The sequence below is a fragment of the Nocardia sp. NPDC059240 genome (assembly GCF_042753865.1).
GTDB lineage: Bacteria > Actinomycetota > Actinomycetes > Mycobacteriales > Mycobacteriaceae > Nocardia.
The window spans coordinates 69,833-85,725 of sequence record NZ_JBHZAC010000001.1 but is presented as its reverse complement, the minus strand read 5'-3'; the positions used below and the strand labels follow the sequence as shown (position 1 = coordinate 85,725).

Below are 15,893 nucleotides of genomic sequence, written 5' to 3'. Positions count from 1 at the left end.
ACTGCTGGTCACCGCGGTGGCCTGCGGCGTCCCCTCCACTGCGACGTCCCCGGCCGAGCAGTTGCACCGTGATGCCGAGGCGATTCATGCCCTCGGCGTCAGTGGTGTGCAGGCCCGCACGATCACCGCCGACGGACGGGAGCTGGTCTCCACCAGCGGCAGCGCGGAGTTGCACAGCGGCGCACCGGTCGATCCCGAGGGCTACTTCCGGATGGCGAGCACCGCCAAGACGCTGGTGGCGACCGTGGTGCTGCAACTCGACGCCGAGGGCACGCTGAGCCTCGACGACAGCCTCGCGCACTGGCTGCCGGAGGTGGTGCGCGGCAGCGGGATCGACGCCGACCACATCACTGTCCGCCAACTCCTGCAGCACACCAGCGGAATTCACGACGACCTGCCCGGCTACACGACTGCTGCCGAGTACTACGGGCAGCGTCACGACATCTACACCTCGGCACAGTTGGTCTCCCGCGCCCTGTCGCACGCCCCGGATTTCGCTCCCGGCGCCGGCTGGTCGTATTCCAACACCGGCTATCTGCTGTTGAGCATGCTCATCGAGCGCATCACCGGCCGCGCCTCCCATCGGGAAATTCAGGACCGCATCCTCACCCCGCTCGCGATGAACCGGACGCGGTGGCTCGGCACCTCCCCCACCCTGCCCGACCCGCACGCCACGGCCTACCAATTCTTCGGTCCCGGTGCAGAACTCGACGTCACCGACCAGATCGCGGTCGATCCCGAAACCTTGTCCTGGGTCAGCACCACCCGCGACGAGAACATCTTCTTGCGCGCCTTGCTCTCCGGACGCCTGCTACCGCCACACCAACTGGCCGCCATGAAACAGACCGTCCCCGTCAGCACGGACCTGCAACCAATGTGGCCCGGCGGCCGCTACGGCCTCGGCTTGGCCGAACGCCCGTTGTCCTGTGGCGGTATCTATTTCGGCCACGAGGGTGGCGACGGCGGCTACATCACCCTCAACGGCGTCGCCCCCGACGGCACCCGCAGCACCGTCGTGTCGATGTCCGAGGCCCTCGGCGATACCCCTGAGCACATCCTCGCTCAGGAATCGGCCGCCTCCACCTTCATCGACCATGCCCTGTGCTCCCGGGATCTCAATCCCACCACGTGACAACGGCCAGCCCCCGCGCCGCCGCCCCGAGATAGAACTCGCGCAGGGCACCCAGGTGTGGGCCCAGGTATTCGGCTGGGTGCCACAGCAATTGCGTGATCGACCCGCCGATCGCCTGCCGGGCCTGTTCGGCATCGATCGGCAGCGCGGCGAAGGTCTGTGCGACATCCACGTCCTGCAGTACTTTCCCGATCTCGGCGACGATGTCGGGCTCGATCACGGTGACCGGATGCACCATGATGCTGTGGGGGTGATCACGGTAGTCGGCGTTGAGTTCGTCGCCACCGTCGATCCCGTGCCGCAGCGTGCTGAGCGGCTCCGATCCCATCCCGGCGAGGTCGAACACCCGCAGCAACGCTTGACCGGCCCAATCGAGGTCGTAATAGTCGCTCGCAGGCGCGGCCGAGAACGAGCAGAGTCGGTCGACCTCCTGCGCGGATTCCTGCAGACGGACCAACTGCCCGTGCGAGATCCGTGCGAGTTGCTGGGTCACCGCCACACCGCCATCCTCCCCCACACCGCCCGATCACCGTAGGTGCCGCGCGCAGTTCACGATCAGGGAGTACTCAGTGCGGGAATTTGTGCGGTTCACCGCGCTGAGGACTCCCTGATCTTGGTCGAGGGGGTGGTTACAGGCGGGTGGGGGCGGCGATGCCGAGGAGGGCGAGGCCGTGGGCGAGGGTGTGGGAGGTCAACTGGCACAGCGCGATTCGGTTGGTGCGGGCTGGGGCTGGGGCGGCGAGGACGGGGCAGGTGTCGTAGAAGGTGGTGAAAGTGCGTGCCAGGTCGTAGAGGTAGGTGGCCAGGCGGTGTGGCTCGAGGGTGGTGGCGACGTCGGATAGGACGCTCGCGTAGTCGTCCAGGGTGAGGAGCAGGGCCCGTTCGGCCAGGGCGACGGGCGCGGCGGTGTCGATCTCCGACAGGGCGAGATCGTCGGCTTTGCGCAGGATCGAGCAGATGCGGGCGTGCGCGTATTGCAGGTAGACGCCGGTGTTGCCGGTGAAGGCGGTCATGCGGGCGGGGTCGAAGGTGTAGTCCTTGACGCGGCTGGTGGACAGGTCGGCGTATTTGACTGCGCCGATGCCTGCTTGTTCGGCGATCGTATCCAGTTCGGCGGCAGGCAGATCGGGGTTCTTGTCTGCTACTACCGCGCGGGCGGCGGCTACGGCGGCGTCGAGGAGGTCCATCAGGCGCACGGTGCCGCCGGCTCGGGTTTTGAAGGGGGTGCCGTCGGGGCCGAGGATGGTGCCGTAGGCGACGTGGTCGACGGTGACGGCGTCGGTGAGCCAGCCTGCGCGGCGGGCGGTTTCGAAGATCAGCGCGAAGTGCAGGGATTGGCGGGAGTCGGTGACGTAGAGCAGCCGGTCGGCGTGCAGGGTGGTGATGCGGTAGCGGATGGTGGCCAGATCGGTGCTGTCGTAGCCGTAGCCACCGTCGCTCTTGCGGACCATGAGCACCACCGGGGTGCCGTCGGGTCCGTCGACATGCTGCGATTGCACGACGACCGCGCCGTCACTGTGGACGGCGACCCCGGCGGTGAGCAGTTCGGTGGTGGTGTCGGGCAGCATCGGGTTGTAGAACGATTCCCCCGCATAGTCCTCGGCGGTCAGCAGCACACCGAGGCGGTCGTAGATCGCGGCGAACGCCTTCTCCGATTCGGCGACGATCTCCCGCCAGCGCGCCACGGTCGCGGCCTCCCCTGCCTGCAGCGCGACCACGCGGGTGCGGGCGCGCTGCGCGAAGGTGGGGTCGGCGTCGAAGGCCGCGCGGGCGGCCCGGTAGAGACCGTCCAGCGCCGAGACCGTCGAACCGGTCCCGAGATCATCAGCACGCCAAGGCTGTTCGGGGTGTTCGTCGATGTATTGGATGAGCATCCCGAATTGGGTGCCCCAGTCGCCGAGGTGGTTGGCGCGCACGACGTCCGCGCCGAGGAATCCCAGCACGCGCGCGAGACTGTCGCCGATGATGGTGGTGCGCAGATGCCCGACGTGCATCTCCTTGGCCACGTTCGGCGCGGAGTAGTCGATGACGATGCGCTGCCCGCGGGCGGGCTCGCCCACGCCGAGACGCGGATCGCGCAGCCGCGCGGCCAAGTGTGTCCAGAGCGCGGTGTCGGTGACGGTGATGTTGAGGAACCCGGGCCCGGAAGCGACCACGTCGGTGATGACCGGGTCACCTGCTGCCGCGAGCTCGGCGGCGAGTTCGGCAGCCAGTTGTGCCGGTGGCAGGTCGAGGCGTTTGGCCAGGGGCAGTGCGGCATTGGATTGGAAGTCGGCCCGGTCGGAGCGGCGCAGCACCGGGTCGGCCCCCGCCAGGTGCGGGCGGAGGCGCCCGATCGCCTCGGCGACCGCGAGGGCGAGGCGTGCGTGCAGCGGCACGACCGGGGCAGCATCCACCGGGAGGTCCTTCCTGGGAGAGTTCGAAAATCTCAGTATCGCAGTGGCCGCCAATCGTTTTCCCTGCCGCGGTTGATCGTGGTCGGTGCCGGGAATGGGAAACCGGTGACCGGGGCCGGGTGGGTTTGAGAGGGTCGAGGGATGGAGATTGGTGTTGCGCTGCCGCAGATGGCTTTCGGGTACGGGGCGGGGACGACGGTCGAGTGGGCTCGCGCGATCGATGCGGGGCCGTTTTCGAGTGTTTCGGCCGGTGAGCGGGTGACGTTCGGGAATCCGGAAATGGTGGCAACGTTGGCGGCTTGTGCGGCGGTGACCGAGCGGGTGCGGGTGTTGGCGAATCTGTTCGTGCTGCCGCAGCATCCGGTGGCGATGGTGGCGCAGCAGATCGGCACGCTCGATCAGCTGGCGAACGGCCGCCTCGAGGTGGCTGTCGGTGTCGGGGGTCGTGAGCACGACTATCGCGCGCTGGGCGCTGATTTCAGCCGGCGGCATCAGCAACTCGACGACAAGGTCGCCGAGTTGAAGGCGCTGCTGGCCGGTGAGCCGCCGTTCGAGGGGGCGGATCCAGTGGGGCCGGCGTGTGTGCGGCCGGGTGGGCCGAGCATTCTCGCCGGGGTGATGGGGCCCAAGGCGATGCGGCGGGCGGCACGGTGGGCCGATGGCATCACCGGCTTCAGCGTCGCGGGTGATGCCGGGGAGATCGCCAAGACGAACGACCGCGCCGACCGCTGCTGGGCCGAGGCCGGTCGCGGGTCGGCCCCGCGCAAGGTCGGCGGCTGCTTCACCGCCTTGGGCGTCCCCGACGCGTCGGAAGCATTGCGCGCCTTCACCGCCCGCTACCTCGGGTTCCTCGGACCCGAACTGGCCGATATGGTCGCCGCCTCGACGCGGGCATCGAGTCCCGAGGCACTGGCCGATATTCTCGACGGCGCGGCACAGGCGGGGTGTGACGAGTTCATCCTGGTTCCGGCCGTCACCGACCTGAAGTTCCTCGAGGTGGCCGCCGAGGTCGTGGCTGCCCGATGACGTTGCGAGTGATCCAGTGGGCCACCGGCGGTCTCGGCCGCGCCGCGATCGGCCAGATCCAGCTACACCCGGATCTCGAACTGGTCGGCTGCTGGGTGCACTCGCGCGCCAAGGTCGGCCGCGATGCCGGTGAGCTCGCGGGAATCGGCCCGATCGGTGTCACCGCGACCGACAGTCTCGAGGAGATTCTCGCGCTCGACGCCGATTGCGTGCTGTATTCGCCGTTGATGCCGAATCCGAAAGAAGTAGCGGCGCTGTTGCGTTCGGGCAAGAACGTGGTCACGCCGCTGGGCTGGTTCTGGCCGACCGAGGACGAGAAACAGCGGATGGCGGCGCCGGCGCTCGAGGGCGGGGTGACGTTGCACGGCACCGGGATCGATCCGGGCGGTGCCACCGAGCAGCAGCCGTTGTTCTTCACGGGCCTCTCGAGTGCGATCACGTTCGTGCGCGGTGAGGAGTTCTCCGATATCCGCACCTACGACGCCCCCGATGTGGTGCGCCACCTGATGGGTTTCGGTCAGTCGCCCGAGGCGGCGATGGGCGGTCCGATGCTGGCGTTGCTGGACAACGGGTTCGATCAGTCGGTGCGGATGTGCCTGGATGTGCTCGGCTTCGCCGATGCCGAGATCCGCAGCAGCCGCGAGGTGGCGGTCGCGACCGCGCCGATCGACTCGCCGATCGGGGTGATCGAGCCGGGGCAGGTTGCCGCGCAGCGCTTCGCGTGGGAGGCGTTCATCGGTGAGGTCAAGGTCGTGCGGGTGGCGGTCAATTGGCTGATGGGTGAGCAGCACCTCGACCCGCCCTGGACCTACGGTGAGGGTGGTGTCCGGTTCGAGGTCGAGGTGCAGGGTGATCCGGACTGCCAGGTGACGATTCACGGATGGCATCCGAGCAGCGTGGCGGCCGGTCTGCAACGTAATCCGGGCATCGTGGTGACCGCGGCGCACTGCGTGAACTCGATCCCGTACGTCTGTGCCGCCGAACCGGGTGTGCTGACGTTCGTCGAGATGCCCGTGGTCACCGGTCGCGCCCACCCGGACCTGGCCCGCTGACCGCGATCACCGTGCCCGCGAGCGCTTTCGGCTGCAAGCCCGGACGGTCAGGCGGGTGGGGCCAGGCGCAGCCGCGGCATGTCGGCCAGGCGAGCAGCGGTGTCGTGGGCGGGGTTGGGGTTGTAGAGGACGATGTGGCGGTCGGGCTGGTCGGTGAGGGTGAGGGTGGTGGTGTCGAAGTAGAGGGGACCGACCTGCGGATGCTGCAGCGCGTTGAGGGCTTGCTGCGCGGTGCCGACGTCGTGGCGTGACCACAGGGCGGCGAATTCGGGGCTGCGGGAGGCGAGTTCGTCGGTGACGGTGCGGAAGCCGGGATCGTCGGGGCAGAGCGCGGTGTCGGCGCGGTAGGCGGCGACGACAGCCGGGGCGGCCGCGGCCCACACCTCCCGCATGCCCAGGTAGCGGGGGTTGGTGAAATAGGTGATCAGACAGTTGTGTCCGGGACCGTCGTAGCCGAAGACGGTACGAGCAATGTCGTTGCAGGCCAGCACATTCCAGTACCGGTCGCGCAACACCGCGGGCCGGTCACCCCAGGCGTCGAGCAGGTTGCGTAGTTCGGGTGTCAGGGTGGGGCCGCTGTCGACGGCGCGGCAGGGTGGGTTGAGGCCGGCCAGGACGTAGAGGTGGGCGCGTTCGGTGGCGTCGAGCAGCAGGGCGGTGGCGACGGCGTCGAGAACCTCCGGGGAGACGGTGATGTCGCGGCCTTGTTCGAGCCACGTGTACCAGCTCACACCGACCCCGGCCACGACGGCGACCTCCTCGCGGCGTAGTCCGGGCGTGCGGCGGCGTCCGGCGGCGGGCAGTCCGACCTGCTCAGGGGTGACGCGAGCGCGTCTGCCGCGCAAGAACTCTCGCAACAATTCCCGTCGCCGCACACCGCTGTCCATGCCCCACGCTAACAACGACGCCCGCCCGCATCGTCCCGCACCCGGCTAGCATGTGTCCGAATTGGGTCTCGAGGGGGTCGGATGCGGCAGATTCTGGTGGCGGCGATGGTGGCGCTGGCGGTGTCGATCACGGTGACACCGTTGCTGATTCGGCTCTTCACGCGCCGCAGCCTCGGCCAGGAGATCCGCGAGGATGGTCCGGCCAGCCATCTGGCCAAGCGCGGCACCCCGACCATGGGCGGGCTGGCCCTGCTGATCGGCATGTGGGCCGGGTACGGGGCCGCGCACGTGGTGGGCACGCATTACGACGGCGTCGGGCCCTCGGCGTCGGGGCTGCTGGTGTTGGGGTTGGCCACTGCGCTGGGCGGGGTCGGGTTCCTGGATGACTACATCAAGCTGTCCAAGCATCGCAGTCTGGGTTTGACCGCGTCGGGCAAGTATGTCGGACAGCTCAGTGCCGCCGTGATTTTCGGGGTGCTGGCGTTGCATTTCCGCGGTGGTGGCGGGCTGACGCCGGGGAGTCGGCAGGTGTCGATCGTGCGGGACATCTCCACGGTGTCACTCGGGGTGACCGGGTTCCTGGCGGCGGCGTGCCTGCTGGTGGTGGCGTGGTCGAACGCGGTCAATGTGACCGACGGCCTCGATGGTTTGGCGGCGGGCTCGATGGGGCTGGCGCTCGGTTCGTATGTGCTGATCACGTTCTGGCAGTACACGCATTCGTGTCAGGCGCGCGCGGTGCCCGGCTGCTACACGGTGCGCGATCCGCTGGATCTGTCGATCGTGTGCGCGGCCGCGGCGTCGGCGTGTGTCGGATTCCTGTGGTGGAACGCGGCTCCGGCGAAGATCATCATGGGCGATACCGGCTCCCTGGCGTTGGGTGGGCTGCTGGCCGGGTTGTCGATCACCAGCCGTACCGAGCTGTTGATGATCGCGGTGGGCGCGTTGTTCGTGGCCGAGATCCTGTCGGTGGCCTTGCAGATCGTCATGTTCCGCACCACCCGCACCCGGTTGTTCAAGATGGCCCCGTTCCATCACCATTTCGAGTTGACGGGCTGGCCGGAGACGACGGTGAGCATCCGGTTCTGGTTACTCTCGGCGATCGCGTCGGCGACCGGACTGATCGCCTTCTACGGCGAGCATCTCTCGACTACCGGCTCGCAACTGCCCTGAAACGCCGTGTGGCCCAACCGGAGTCGAGTCTCCGGATGGGCCACACGCATTTTCACGCGGTGCGAGGATGCGGTCAGTGCACCACGATCGGCGCGTCGCTCGCGTCGGCGGGCACCGCGGGTTTGCTGCGCGGCAGGAAGAACGCCGGGATCAGCGTGGCGACCAGGATGCACAGCGACACCACGAAGGTGTTGGCGAACGCCTTGGCGGCCAGATCGAAGCCCTCATCGAGCAGCGTTTGCGGCAGATGCGCGAGCTGATCGCTGTAGCGCGACCCGATGGCCGCATTGGCCAGGCTGGGATCCTTGGCGCCCGGCGGCAGTTGCACGCCCCGCTCGGAGAGGCTGGCACCGCGGTTTTCCAGGGTGGTCAGCACCACGGAAATGGTTGCGGTGCCGATGGATCCGGCGGTCTGGTTGACGATGTTCATCAGGGTCGAACCGCGTGCCACCTGGGCGTGGGTGAGCGTCTGGATGGCGGCAGTCATGGTCGGCATCATGGTGCAGCCCATGCCCAGACCCATCACGAACAACGCCCCGCACAGTGCCGCGTACGGGGTGGTGGCGCTGACCTGGGTCAGAAACGCCATGCCCGTGGCCATCACCACGATGCCGGTGAGCACGATCTTGCCGGGGCCGATCTTGTCGACCAGCCGGCCCGCGATGGGCATGGTGAGCATGGCGCCCAAGCCTTGTGGCGCGATGAGCAGACCGGCCATGAGCGTCGATTCCCCGCGCACCTGCTGCAGGTAGCTGGGCAGCAGCAGACCGGATCCGAAGAACGCCATGGCGAAACACACCATGGTCAGCACCGCGAAGCGCAGCGAGCGGTTCTGGAACAGATGCAGGTCGATGAGCGGATGTTCGGTGCGCAACGCGTGGAAGACGAACGCTACCAACAGGATCAGCCCGATCACCGCCGGGATGAGCACCTTGGCCGACTTGACGGTGCCTTCACCGGGGATCGAGGACACGCCGTAGAGGAACAGCGCCAAACCCGGTGAGGCCAGCAGCATGCCGACGAAGTCGAAGGTCTGCGAGGGTTCGGGGTTGTCGCGCGGGAAGATGATGAACGCCAGCGCCAGCGCGATCGCGCCGATGGGCACGTTGATCAGGAAGATCCAGTGCCAGGAGAAGGAGTCGATGAGCCAGCCGCCGAGGATGGGTCCCATGATCGGGCCCAGCAGCATGGGCACGCCCAGCACGGCCATGACGCGTCCGATGCGCTGCGGGCCGGCGGCGTGGGTCATGATCGTCATGCCCAGCGGCATCAGCATGCCGCCGCCGAGGCCCTGCACGACGCGGAAGGCGATGAGGGACTCGATGTTCCAGGCCGTCGAGCACAGGATCGAGCCGAGTACGAAGAACACCAGCGCCATCATGTAGAGGCGTTTGGTGCCGAATCGGTCGGCGGCCCAACCGGTCAGCGGGATGACGCTGGCCAGGGCGAGGGTGTAGCCGGTCATCGACCAGGCGGCGATGGCGGTGGTGGTGTTGAAGTCGTGCTGGAAGGTGGGGATCGCGACGGTCACGACCGTCACGTCCAGGATGGACATGATGGCGCCGAGCACCACGACGCCGGCGATTTTCAGTACGCCCGCGTCCAGTTTGTCGTCGGCGGAATCGGCCGCCGCCGTATCCGGAGGAGTGGTCACCGGTTCAGCCTGCCAGCCGGTCGGTCACGAAACCAGCACCTTTTGATATCGCCGTGAGTCGGCACATGCGCAGCCACCTCGTTTCGACGGCGGCGCGCGGCCGTCGTCCTCGTCGTGGACGGTGGTTCACCCCGGTATACGAATCGCCGGGGCGCCGAGCCCACCGATCATACCGAGCGGTAGCAATTGTGGAGCAATGTTGCGGCGTCCCAGGTTGATCCGCACTCCGCGCGTACGCTGGGCGTTCTCAGCGATTCATCCCAGGGAGTTGCGGCGCGATGACCGACCCGGTAGTCGGATTGACCGGTACGCTGACCTCGCCGATCCGGGCGGCGGGAGCTCTCGGTGAGGTGCTGGTCGCCATCCGAGGGGGAACGGAACTTTATATCGCGCGGGCCGAGGAGCCCCTCGACGCCGGTGACACCGTGCTCGTCGTGGCCGTGCATCCGGGGCGTGTGGTCGATGTTGTTGCGTGGATTCCCCTTCCCGGCGATCGATAGGTCAAGTTCTTTCACCAGTAGAGGGAGACAGCGATGCTCGGATACCACGTACCCGATCCGGATGAGGCGATGCTGGTCAGCGGATCGCGCGGCGCCAAGGACGGGTCCACGCCGTTTCGGGTGGTGATCGGGCACGGCACCTGGGTGGTGCCGTTGTTCCGCAAGGTGAGTTATCTGTCGCTGGCCATGTTCGAGGCCGAGATCGGCGAGCGCTGCGTCACCAAACAGGCCATCCAGCTGGATGTGCGGGCGGTGATCGCGTTCAAGGTCGCCAATGACACGCAGTCGATCGTCAATGCGGCGCAACGGTTCCTGTCCGAGCAGCAGCGCGAGATGAGCGTGCTGACCGGGCGCATCTTCTCCGGGCATCTGCGCTCGATCGTGGGCTCGATGACGGTCGAGGAGATCATCCGCGAACGGCAGAAGCTCGCCGACGAGGTGCTGGTGGCTTCCAAGGTGGAGATGAGCAATATCGGGCTGTGGGTGGATTCCTTCCAGATCCAGTCCATCGACGACGGCAACCTCGGCTACATCGCCGCCCTGGCCGCCCCGCACAATGCCGCCATCCAACGCGACGCGCAGATCGCGCAGGCCTCCGCCGCGCAGCTCGCCGCCCAGGCCGAGCAGGAGTCGCAGCGCAAGCAGGCGGAATATCAGCGCGAGACCGCGATCCTCAAGGCGCAGTACCAGCGCGATATCGACAAGGCCAATGCCGAAGCGGCGCAGGCGGGTCCGCTCGCGCAGGCCACCGCCCTGCAGGAGGTGCTCGCCGCGCGCGCCGAGCAGGCCCGCAAGGAAGCCGAGCTGCGCGAGCAGCAGCTGCAGACCGAGGTGGTCAAGCCCGCCCAAGCCGAGGCCGAGCGGGTGCGCATCCTCGCGGTCGCCGAGGCCGATCGCACCCGCATCCAGGCCGAGGCGGCGGCGTCCAACAACCGGATCGCGTTGGACCAGTTGCTGATCGAGCAGTTGCCCGAGATCGTCAAGCAGGCGTCGCTGGGGCTGTCGAAGGCGAATCTGACGGTGCTCAACGGGCCCGACGGGGTCAGCGAGATCGTCAACGGGATGGTGGGTCAGGGCCTGACCGTCTTCAATTCGTTGCAAAAGGCACTTTCTTCCAACAATGATCAACCCGCGGACTAGAGTGGCCGTCTGAGAGGGACGCGGCGACGAGGAGCGGGTGTTTAGGTGTCCATCGGGAAATTGGTGTCGTTCGACAGTTCTCGGGGTTTCGGGTTCATACGGCCGGAAGACGGCGGGCCGGACGTGTTCGTGCACGTCAATGACATCGGGCTGGATGAGGACGAACTGCGCCAGGGGCGGGTTTTCGAATTCGATGTGACCGAGGGTGATCGCGGACCCAAAGCGATCAACCTGGCGGTGGTGCCCGGGCAGCAGGTGAGTCCGCCCCGGCACAAGGGCGAGAAGCATCGTGTGACGGGGGCGATGACGGCGAACGAGCATCGGCGGCTGATCACCGAGCTGCTGCTGGATGCCTCGCCGCAGTTGACGGCGGCGGAGATCGTGACGATCCGCGATCGGCTCACGGCGTTCGCGGATCAGCACGGGTGGCTGGAAAACTGACCGGTTCGCATTACGATCGGTTGCGGGTCCACCGCGAACCGAGGAGGCCGTGTGCAACTGCCCGTCATGCCACCGGTGAAACCGATGCTGGCCAAATCGGTCTCCGAGCTGCCCCGCGAGGCGGGACTGCTCTACGAGCCGAAATGGGACGGCTTCCGCTGCATCGTTTTTCGTGACGGCGACGAGGTCGAACTGGGTTCGCGCAACGATCGGCCCCTGACCCGGTATTTCCCCGAACTGGTGGAACTACTGGGTCAGGCGCTGCCGCCGCGGTGCGTGATCGACGGGGAGATCGTCGTGGTCACCGAGCAGGGCCTGGATTTCGACACGCTGCAGAACCGGTTGCATCCGGCGGCGTCGCGGGTCAACAAGCTGGCGGTGGAGACACCGGCGAGTTTCGTGGGCTTCGATCTGCTGGCGCTCGGCGATGAGGATCTGACCGATCGGCCGTTCTCCGAGCGGCGCCGGGTGCTGGAATCGGTACTCGACGGCCAGTTTTCGCGCCTGCACCTGACCCCGATCACCACCGATCCCGATACCGCCGCGGACTGGTTCACCCGGTTCGAGGGCGCGGGCTTCGACGGGGTGATGGCCAAGGCGGCGGATCTGGCGTATCTGCAGGACAAGCGGGTGATGCTCAAGATCAAGCATGAGCGGACCGCCGACTGTGTGATCGCCGGATTCCGCTGGCACAAGGACGGCGAGGGCGTGGGGTCGCTGCTGCTGGGGTTGTTCGACGACGAGGGCAGCCTGCATCATGTCGGGGTGGCGTCGAGTTTCACCGCGGCGCGGCGTAAGGAGCTCGTGGGCGAGCTGGAACCGTTGCGGCACAACGCACTCGAGAATCACCCGTGGCGTTCCTGGGCGGATGCGGCCGCGGCGGCCAAGGCCGACGGGAAGATGCCCGGCGGGGTGAGCCGCTGGACCGGCGGCAAGGATCTGTCGTGGGAGGCGTTGCGGCCGGAGTTGGTGGCCGAGGTGCGCTATGAGCATGTGATGGCCGGGCGGTTGCGTCATGGTGGGCGGCTGGTGCGTTTCCGTAGCGACCGCACGCCCGAATCGTGCACCTACGCGCAGCTCGACGAGGTCGCTCCGGCCGAGCTGGCCGATATCTTCGCCGAGGCTCGCGCCGCGAAAGGGAAGCCGCAGTGAGTGATTCGGTGGATATCGAGGTGGCTGGGCACAGTGTCACCATCTCCAATCCGGGCAAGATCTACTTCACCAAACGCGGGGACACCAAGCTTGATCTGGTGAACTACTACCTGGCGGTCGCCGAGCCGATCATGCGGACCATCGGGGGTCGGCCGGTGCTGCTGGAACGCTATCCGGATGGGGCGTCGGGCAAGTCGTGGTTTCAGAAGCGGGTGCCGAAATCGGTGCCGGACTGGTTGCAGACCACGGTCGTGTCCACCCCCAACGGCACCGAGAGCGACGCCCTGGTGGCTGTCGATATGGCGCATATCCTGTGGGCGGTCAACCTGGGCTGCTTGGGTTTTCACGTCTGGGCCACCCACGCCGGCGCCGAGGCCGCCTCCACCTTCCCGCCCGTGCACGACGCCGCCGGCACCGTGCTGCCGCCCACCGGTGTCACCGATGAGCTGCGCATCGACCTGGATCCCTCCCCCGGTATCGGTTTCGAGGATCTGCGTGCCGCCGCGTTCGCCGTGCGTGCCCTGTGCACCGAACTCGGCATCGATGTGCGGGTGAAAACCTCCGGTTCGCGCGGCCTGCACCTCTACGCGCTGCTGCAACCGAATTGGGACGGCTACCAGGTCCGCGCCGCCGCCGTCGCGTTGGCCCGTGAACTCGAACGCCGCCATCCCGACGACATCACCGCCGCCTGGTGGAAGGAAGAACGCGGCTCCCGCGTCTTCGTCGACTTCAACCAGAACGCCCCGCACAAAACAGTTTTCGGTGCCTGGTGCGTGCGCCCGAAGGTCGGCGCCCAGGTCTCCACCCCGATCTCGTGGGAAGCCCTGGAAACCATCGTCCCCGACGAGCTCACCATCGCCACGGTCCCCGCCCGCGTCGCCGACCTGGGTGACCCGTGGGCCGATCGCACGCCGCAATCCCTCGCCGTCCTGCTCGAGATGTCGGACAAGGACATGGCCGCGGGTTTGATGGACGCCCCGTGGCCTCCGGTCTACCCGAAGATGCCCAACGAACCGCCGCGGGTGCAACCGAGCAAGGCTCGTAAGGACAACGGCGCCTGACAGGTTTGTTCAAGACCGGTAGGCCGCGTCGATTCCCCGCATCGCGATCTCGAAGGTCACATCCAGTCCGATCTCGAAGACGATCACGGCGATCACGAAGGCCCACAGCGGATTCCGGTCACGCTCGATGGCGCGCCCGCCGAGATACCAGCAGGTCACCCCGGCGACGAGCCACGACACCCACAGACAGGCTTGCGCCGGCTCCGATTTCGATGCGGCCGTGGTGAATCGATCCCAGTCGCTGCCCCCGTAGAGGAAGTCCTCGTAGCTGGCCATAGTGCTGAACGACACGAGTGCGGTGAACAGAGTGACCAGTAGGCCGACCATCAGCCAGCACAGCACGAAGGTGGTGTTGCGGCGTTGAGCCCTGCGGTCGAGATGTTGTTCGTTGATGGTCATACGCCGCAGCCCCGGATCTCGACCAGGATCAGGCTCTTCCCGGCGCTGCGGGCATCCGACAGCTTCGCGCGCACCTCCTGCTTGTCCAGGGTGTGTGCCCATGGGTCGGGGTTGAAGTACACCGATGCGGCACAGTGGTCGGGGCGCGATCCGCTCGCGGTCCGGGTCTCGCTGCTCGAACCCATCGGGACGTAATCGGCGGCCTGTAAGGCGATCGTGGGCACCGACACCGCCGCGACAGGGTCCGGATAGGGTTGCGGCCCAGCGAAATACGCCAATCCCTCCGGGAGGTCGTCGCCCGGTGACCAGCTCACGACGGCGACCGGCTCGAACCCGGCCACGCGCACCTGCCGGGCGATCCGCACCGATTCGACCGGCACGTCCTGCCATTGCTGACACCGATACATCCCGAACAGTGGCAGCCCGACCAGCGCCGCCACCGCTGCGACGACCCGGCCCAGGCGCACCGCACGGCGGTAGCCCGGCCGGGTTCCAGTACCTGTCATCGATCCCCCTCCCGATCGTCGAGAGTACTGCGGGGCAGCGACTTCCGGTCAGGCGGCTCCGGCGGTGCGGCGTTCGGTGTAGGCGGCGGGGTTTCGGGCGGCGCGCAGGATCAGGTGCAGCAGGGGGACGGCGAAGGTTTGGTCGAGGGGGCTCCAGGCCAGGGACATGCGGTTGTGGACGAAGCCGACCGCGATGCCGGAGGTGGGGTCGGTCCAGCCGGTGGAGCCGAAGGCGCCCATGTGGCCGTAGCCGCGGGGGGCTCGGGCGGCGGGGAGGCTGTGGTAGCCCAAGTGCCAGAAGGGGACCAGCAGGCTGTGGTCGAGGCGGTAGGTGCGGATGCGTTCGAGTTCGCGCACGGTTTTGGTCGACAGGTAGGGGCGGCCGTCGAGGTAGCCGTCGCAGGCCAGGGCGCTGTACATCTTGGCCAGGGCTTGCGCGGTGCACACGGCGTTGCCGGCGGGCAGGGAGGTGGCCAGGATGGCGGGGTCCTGGCCGCGGAAGATGGATTCCAGGCCGGGGACATACAGGGAGGCCAGCGGGTCGCGCACCAGGCGTGGCAGGCGCGGGACCAGGGTGGCGACCGGGGCCGGGATGTTGCGTTCGGCAAGGGTTTTCACCGAGCCGACCAGGTCCGCGCCGACGGTGCGGGCACCGAGCGGCGGGCGGCCGAGGTGGATGCCGTCGACGCCGAGGGGTTCGGCGACTTCGCTGCGGTAGAGCGCGGCCATGTCGCGGCCGGTGATGGCGCGCGCCAGGCCGGTCATGAGCCAGCCGATGGTCAGGGCGTGGTAGATCGGTTTGCCCAGCAGGTGATCGGGTTTCGCGGCGGCCAGACGCGCTTCCATGAGTTCGTGATCGAGGACCTCCTCGGCGCTGGTGGCCGGGAGCGCCGAGAGGCCTGCGCGGTGGCTGAGCAGTTCGGTGACGGTGATGCGGCCCTTGCCGTTCGCGGCGAATTCGGGCCAGTATTCGGCGACCGGTGCCGTGTAGTCGAGCATGCCGCGGTCGGCGAGGCGGTGCAGGACGGTGGCCGAGACACCCTTGGAGGCGGAGTAGATCATCGCACCGGTGTCGGCGGTCCAGGGGGTGCCGTGGGCGTCGGAGGCGCCGGCCCAGACATCGACGACGAGCTCGCCGTGCTGGTAGACCGCCAGCGCGCCGCCGTTGCTGCGGCGTCCGGCGAAGACGCGGGCGAAAGTTTTTACGGCGGAGGCGAATCGGGGGTCGGCGCAGCCGCTCACCCCGGTGGGCAGTCCGGCGTCGGCGGCGGAGCTGGAGGTCGTCATCGATTCACGGTAACCGCGGAACGACACCGAAAACAAGGTGTGTCTGGGACAATTCTCGGTCGTGGGGTTCGGTTGATCTGCCCGTGTCCT

At 67.7% G+C, this 15,893-nt stretch carries 16 protein-coding genes; 9 read left to right on the top strand and 7 right to left on the bottom strand.

Annotated elements, in window-relative coordinates; genetic code table 11:
• Nucleotides 1–16: 16 nt before the first annotated feature.
• Complete coding sequence (locus ACFXHA_RS00400) at nucleotides 17–1,132, top strand: serine hydrolase domain-containing protein (RefSeq protein ID WP_379351839.1); 1,116 nt, start codon at nucleotides 17–19, stop codon at nucleotides 1,130–1,132.
• Here the strand turns inward: ACFXHA_RS00400 and ACFXHA_RS00395 are convergent.
• Complete coding sequence (locus ACFXHA_RS00395; protein ID WP_379351838.1) at nucleotides 1,116–1,631, bottom strand: hypothetical protein; 516 nt, start codon at nucleotides 1,629–1,631, stop codon at nucleotides 1,116–1,118. The genes ACFXHA_RS00400 and ACFXHA_RS00395 overlap by 17 nt on opposite strands.
• A 130-nt stretch (nucleotides 1,632–1,761) precedes the next feature.
• Entirely contained in the window at nucleotides 1,762–3,528 is a 1,767-nt protein-coding gene (argS, locus tag ACFXHA_RS00390; RefSeq protein WP_379351837.1) for an arginine--tRNA ligase, read from the bottom strand.
• A gap of 141 nt (nucleotides 3,529–3,669) precedes the next feature.
• Here argS and ACFXHA_RS00385 point away from each other — a divergent pair, with 141 nt between their 5' ends.
• Nucleotides 3,670–4,554 (top strand): LLM class flavin-dependent oxidoreductase, encoded by an 885-nt coding sequence (locus tag ACFXHA_RS00385; protein ID WP_379351836.1) that lies wholly within the window; start codon nucleotides 3,670–3,672, stop codon nucleotides 4,552–4,554.
• The gene (locus ACFXHA_RS00380) at nucleotides 4,551–5,606 is read left to right on the top strand and encodes a dihydrodipicolinate reductase (protein WP_379351835.1); all 1,056 of its coding nucleotides are present in this window, start codon (nucleotides 4,551–4,553) and stop codon (nucleotides 5,604–5,606) included. Before ACFXHA_RS00385 ends, ACFXHA_RS00380 begins: the two co-directional genes overlap by 4 nt.
• A 47-nt stretch (nucleotides 5,607–5,653) precedes the next feature.
• On the opposite strand, the gene ACFXHA_RS00375 is transcribed toward ACFXHA_RS00380, so the two are convergent.
• Nucleotides 5,654–6,493, bottom strand: a complete 840-nt coding sequence (locus ACFXHA_RS00375; protein ID WP_379351834.1) for a helix-turn-helix transcriptional regulator — start codon at nucleotides 6,491–6,493, stop codon at nucleotides 5,654–5,656.
• An 81-nt stretch (nucleotides 6,494–6,574) separates the two neighbouring features.
• Here ACFXHA_RS00375 and mraY point away from each other — a divergent pair, with 81 nt between their 5' ends.
• Nucleotides 6,575–7,663 (top strand): phospho-N-acetylmuramoyl-pentapeptide-transferase, encoded by a 1,089-nt coding sequence (gene mraY / locus ACFXHA_RS00370; RefSeq protein ID WP_379351833.1) that lies wholly within the window; start codon nucleotides 6,575–6,577, stop codon nucleotides 7,661–7,663.
• Nucleotides 7,664–7,736: 73 nt separating this feature from the next.
• Here mraY and ACFXHA_RS00365 read toward each other — a convergent pair whose 3' ends face one another.
• Nucleotides 7,737–9,317 carry a DHA2 family efflux MFS transporter permease subunit gene (locus tag ACFXHA_RS00365; RefSeq protein WP_379351832.1) on the bottom strand — a complete coding sequence of 527 codons (1,581 nt, stop codon included), beginning with the start codon at nucleotides 9,315–9,317 and terminating at the stop codon, nucleotides 7,737–7,739.
• Nucleotides 9,318–9,595: 278 nt separating this feature from the next.
• Here ACFXHA_RS00365 and ACFXHA_RS00360 point away from each other — a divergent pair, with 278 nt between their 5' ends.
• Genes ACFXHA_RS00360 through ACFXHA_RS00340 form a run of 5 tightly spaced genes read left to right on the top strand, consistent with a single transcriptional unit; the run spans nucleotide 9,596 to nucleotide 13,611 of the window.
• Nucleotides 9,596–9,817, top strand: a complete 222-nt coding sequence (locus ACFXHA_RS00360) for a hypothetical protein (RefSeq protein WP_379351831.1) — start codon at nucleotides 9,596–9,598, stop codon at nucleotides 9,815–9,817.
• Between the two features lie 33 nt (nucleotides 9,818–9,850).
• Nucleotides 9,851–10,957, top strand: a complete 1,107-nt coding sequence (locus tag ACFXHA_RS00355; protein WP_379351830.1) for an SPFH domain-containing protein — start codon at nucleotides 9,851–9,853, stop codon at nucleotides 10,955–10,957.
• A 45-nt stretch (nucleotides 10,958–11,002) separates the two neighbouring features.
• Nucleotides 11,003–11,398: a cold-shock protein gene (locus ACFXHA_RS00350; RefSeq protein WP_379351829.1), complete on the top strand. Its 396-nt coding sequence runs from the start codon at nucleotides 11,003–11,005 to the stop codon at nucleotides 11,396–11,398.
• 51 nt (nucleotides 11,399–11,449) lie between these two features.
• Entirely contained in the window at nucleotides 11,450–12,550 is a 1,101-nt protein-coding gene (locus ACFXHA_RS00345; RefSeq protein ID WP_379351828.1) for an ATP-dependent DNA ligase, read from the top strand.
• On the top strand, nucleotides 12,547–13,611 hold the full coding sequence (locus ACFXHA_RS00340) for a DNA polymerase domain-containing protein (protein ID WP_379351827.1): 1,065 nt from the start codon (nucleotides 12,547–12,549) through the stop codon (nucleotides 13,609–13,611). Before ACFXHA_RS00345 ends, ACFXHA_RS00340 begins: the two co-directional genes overlap by 4 nt.
• 9 nt (nucleotides 13,612–13,620) lie before the next feature.
• Here the strand turns inward: ACFXHA_RS00340 and ACFXHA_RS00335 are convergent, their stop codons facing one another.
• The 3 genes from ACFXHA_RS00335 to ACFXHA_RS00325 are packed head-to-tail and all read right to left on the bottom strand — an operon-like array spanning nucleotide 13,621 to nucleotide 15,803.
• On the bottom strand, nucleotides 13,621–14,010 hold the full coding sequence (locus ACFXHA_RS00335) for a hypothetical protein (protein ID WP_379351826.1): 390 nt from the start codon (nucleotides 14,008–14,010) through the stop codon (nucleotides 13,621–13,623).
• On the bottom strand, nucleotides 14,007–14,516 hold the full coding sequence (locus ACFXHA_RS00330; RefSeq protein WP_379351825.1) for a hypothetical protein: 510 nt from the start codon (nucleotides 14,514–14,516) through the stop codon (nucleotides 14,007–14,009). Before ACFXHA_RS00330 ends, ACFXHA_RS00335 begins: the two co-directional genes overlap by 4 nt.
• 48 nt (nucleotides 14,517–14,564) lie before the next feature.
• Nucleotides 14,565–15,803, bottom strand: a complete 1,239-nt coding sequence (locus tag ACFXHA_RS00325; RefSeq protein WP_379351824.1) for a serine hydrolase domain-containing protein — start codon at nucleotides 15,801–15,803, stop codon at nucleotides 14,565–14,567.
• Nucleotides 15,804–15,893 lie beyond the last annotated feature (90 nt).

Excerpts from the sequence above, each read along its gene's own strand:
- ACFXHA_RS00385 (WP_379351836.1), top strand. The coding sequence starts at position 3,670 with ATGGAGATTGGTGTTGCGCTGCCGCAGATGGCTTTCGGGTACGGGGCG.
- ACFXHA_RS00380 (WP_379351835.1), top strand. The coding sequence starts at position 4,551 with ATGACGTTGCGAGTGATCCAGTGGGCCACCGGCGGTCTCGGCCGCGCC.
- ACFXHA_RS00375 (WP_379351834.1), bottom strand. The coding sequence starts at position 6,493 with ATGGACAGCGGTGTGCGGCGACGGGAATTGTTGCGAGAGTTCTTGCGC.
- mraY (WP_379351833.1), top strand. The coding sequence starts at position 6,575 with ATGCGGCAGATTCTGGTGGCGGCGATGGTGGCGCTGGCGGTGTCGATC.
- ACFXHA_RS00360 (WP_379351831.1), top strand. The coding sequence starts at position 9,596 with ATGACCGACCCGGTAGTCGGATTGACCGGTACGCTGACCTCGCCGATC.
- ACFXHA_RS00355 (WP_379351830.1), top strand. The coding sequence starts at position 9,851 with ATGCTCGGATACCACGTACCCGATCCGGATGAGGCGATGCTGGTCAGC.
- ACFXHA_RS00335 (WP_379351826.1), bottom strand. The coding sequence starts at position 14,010 with ATGACCATCAACGAACAACATCTCGACCGCAGGGCTCAACGCCGCAAC.
- ACFXHA_RS00330 (WP_379351825.1), bottom strand. The coding sequence starts at position 14,516 with ATGACAGGTACTGGAACCCGGCCGGGCTACCGCCGTGCGGTGCGCCTG.
- ACFXHA_RS00325 (WP_379351824.1), bottom strand. The coding sequence starts at position 15,803 with ATGACGACCTCCAGCTCCGCCGCCGACGCCGGACTGCCCACCGGGGTG.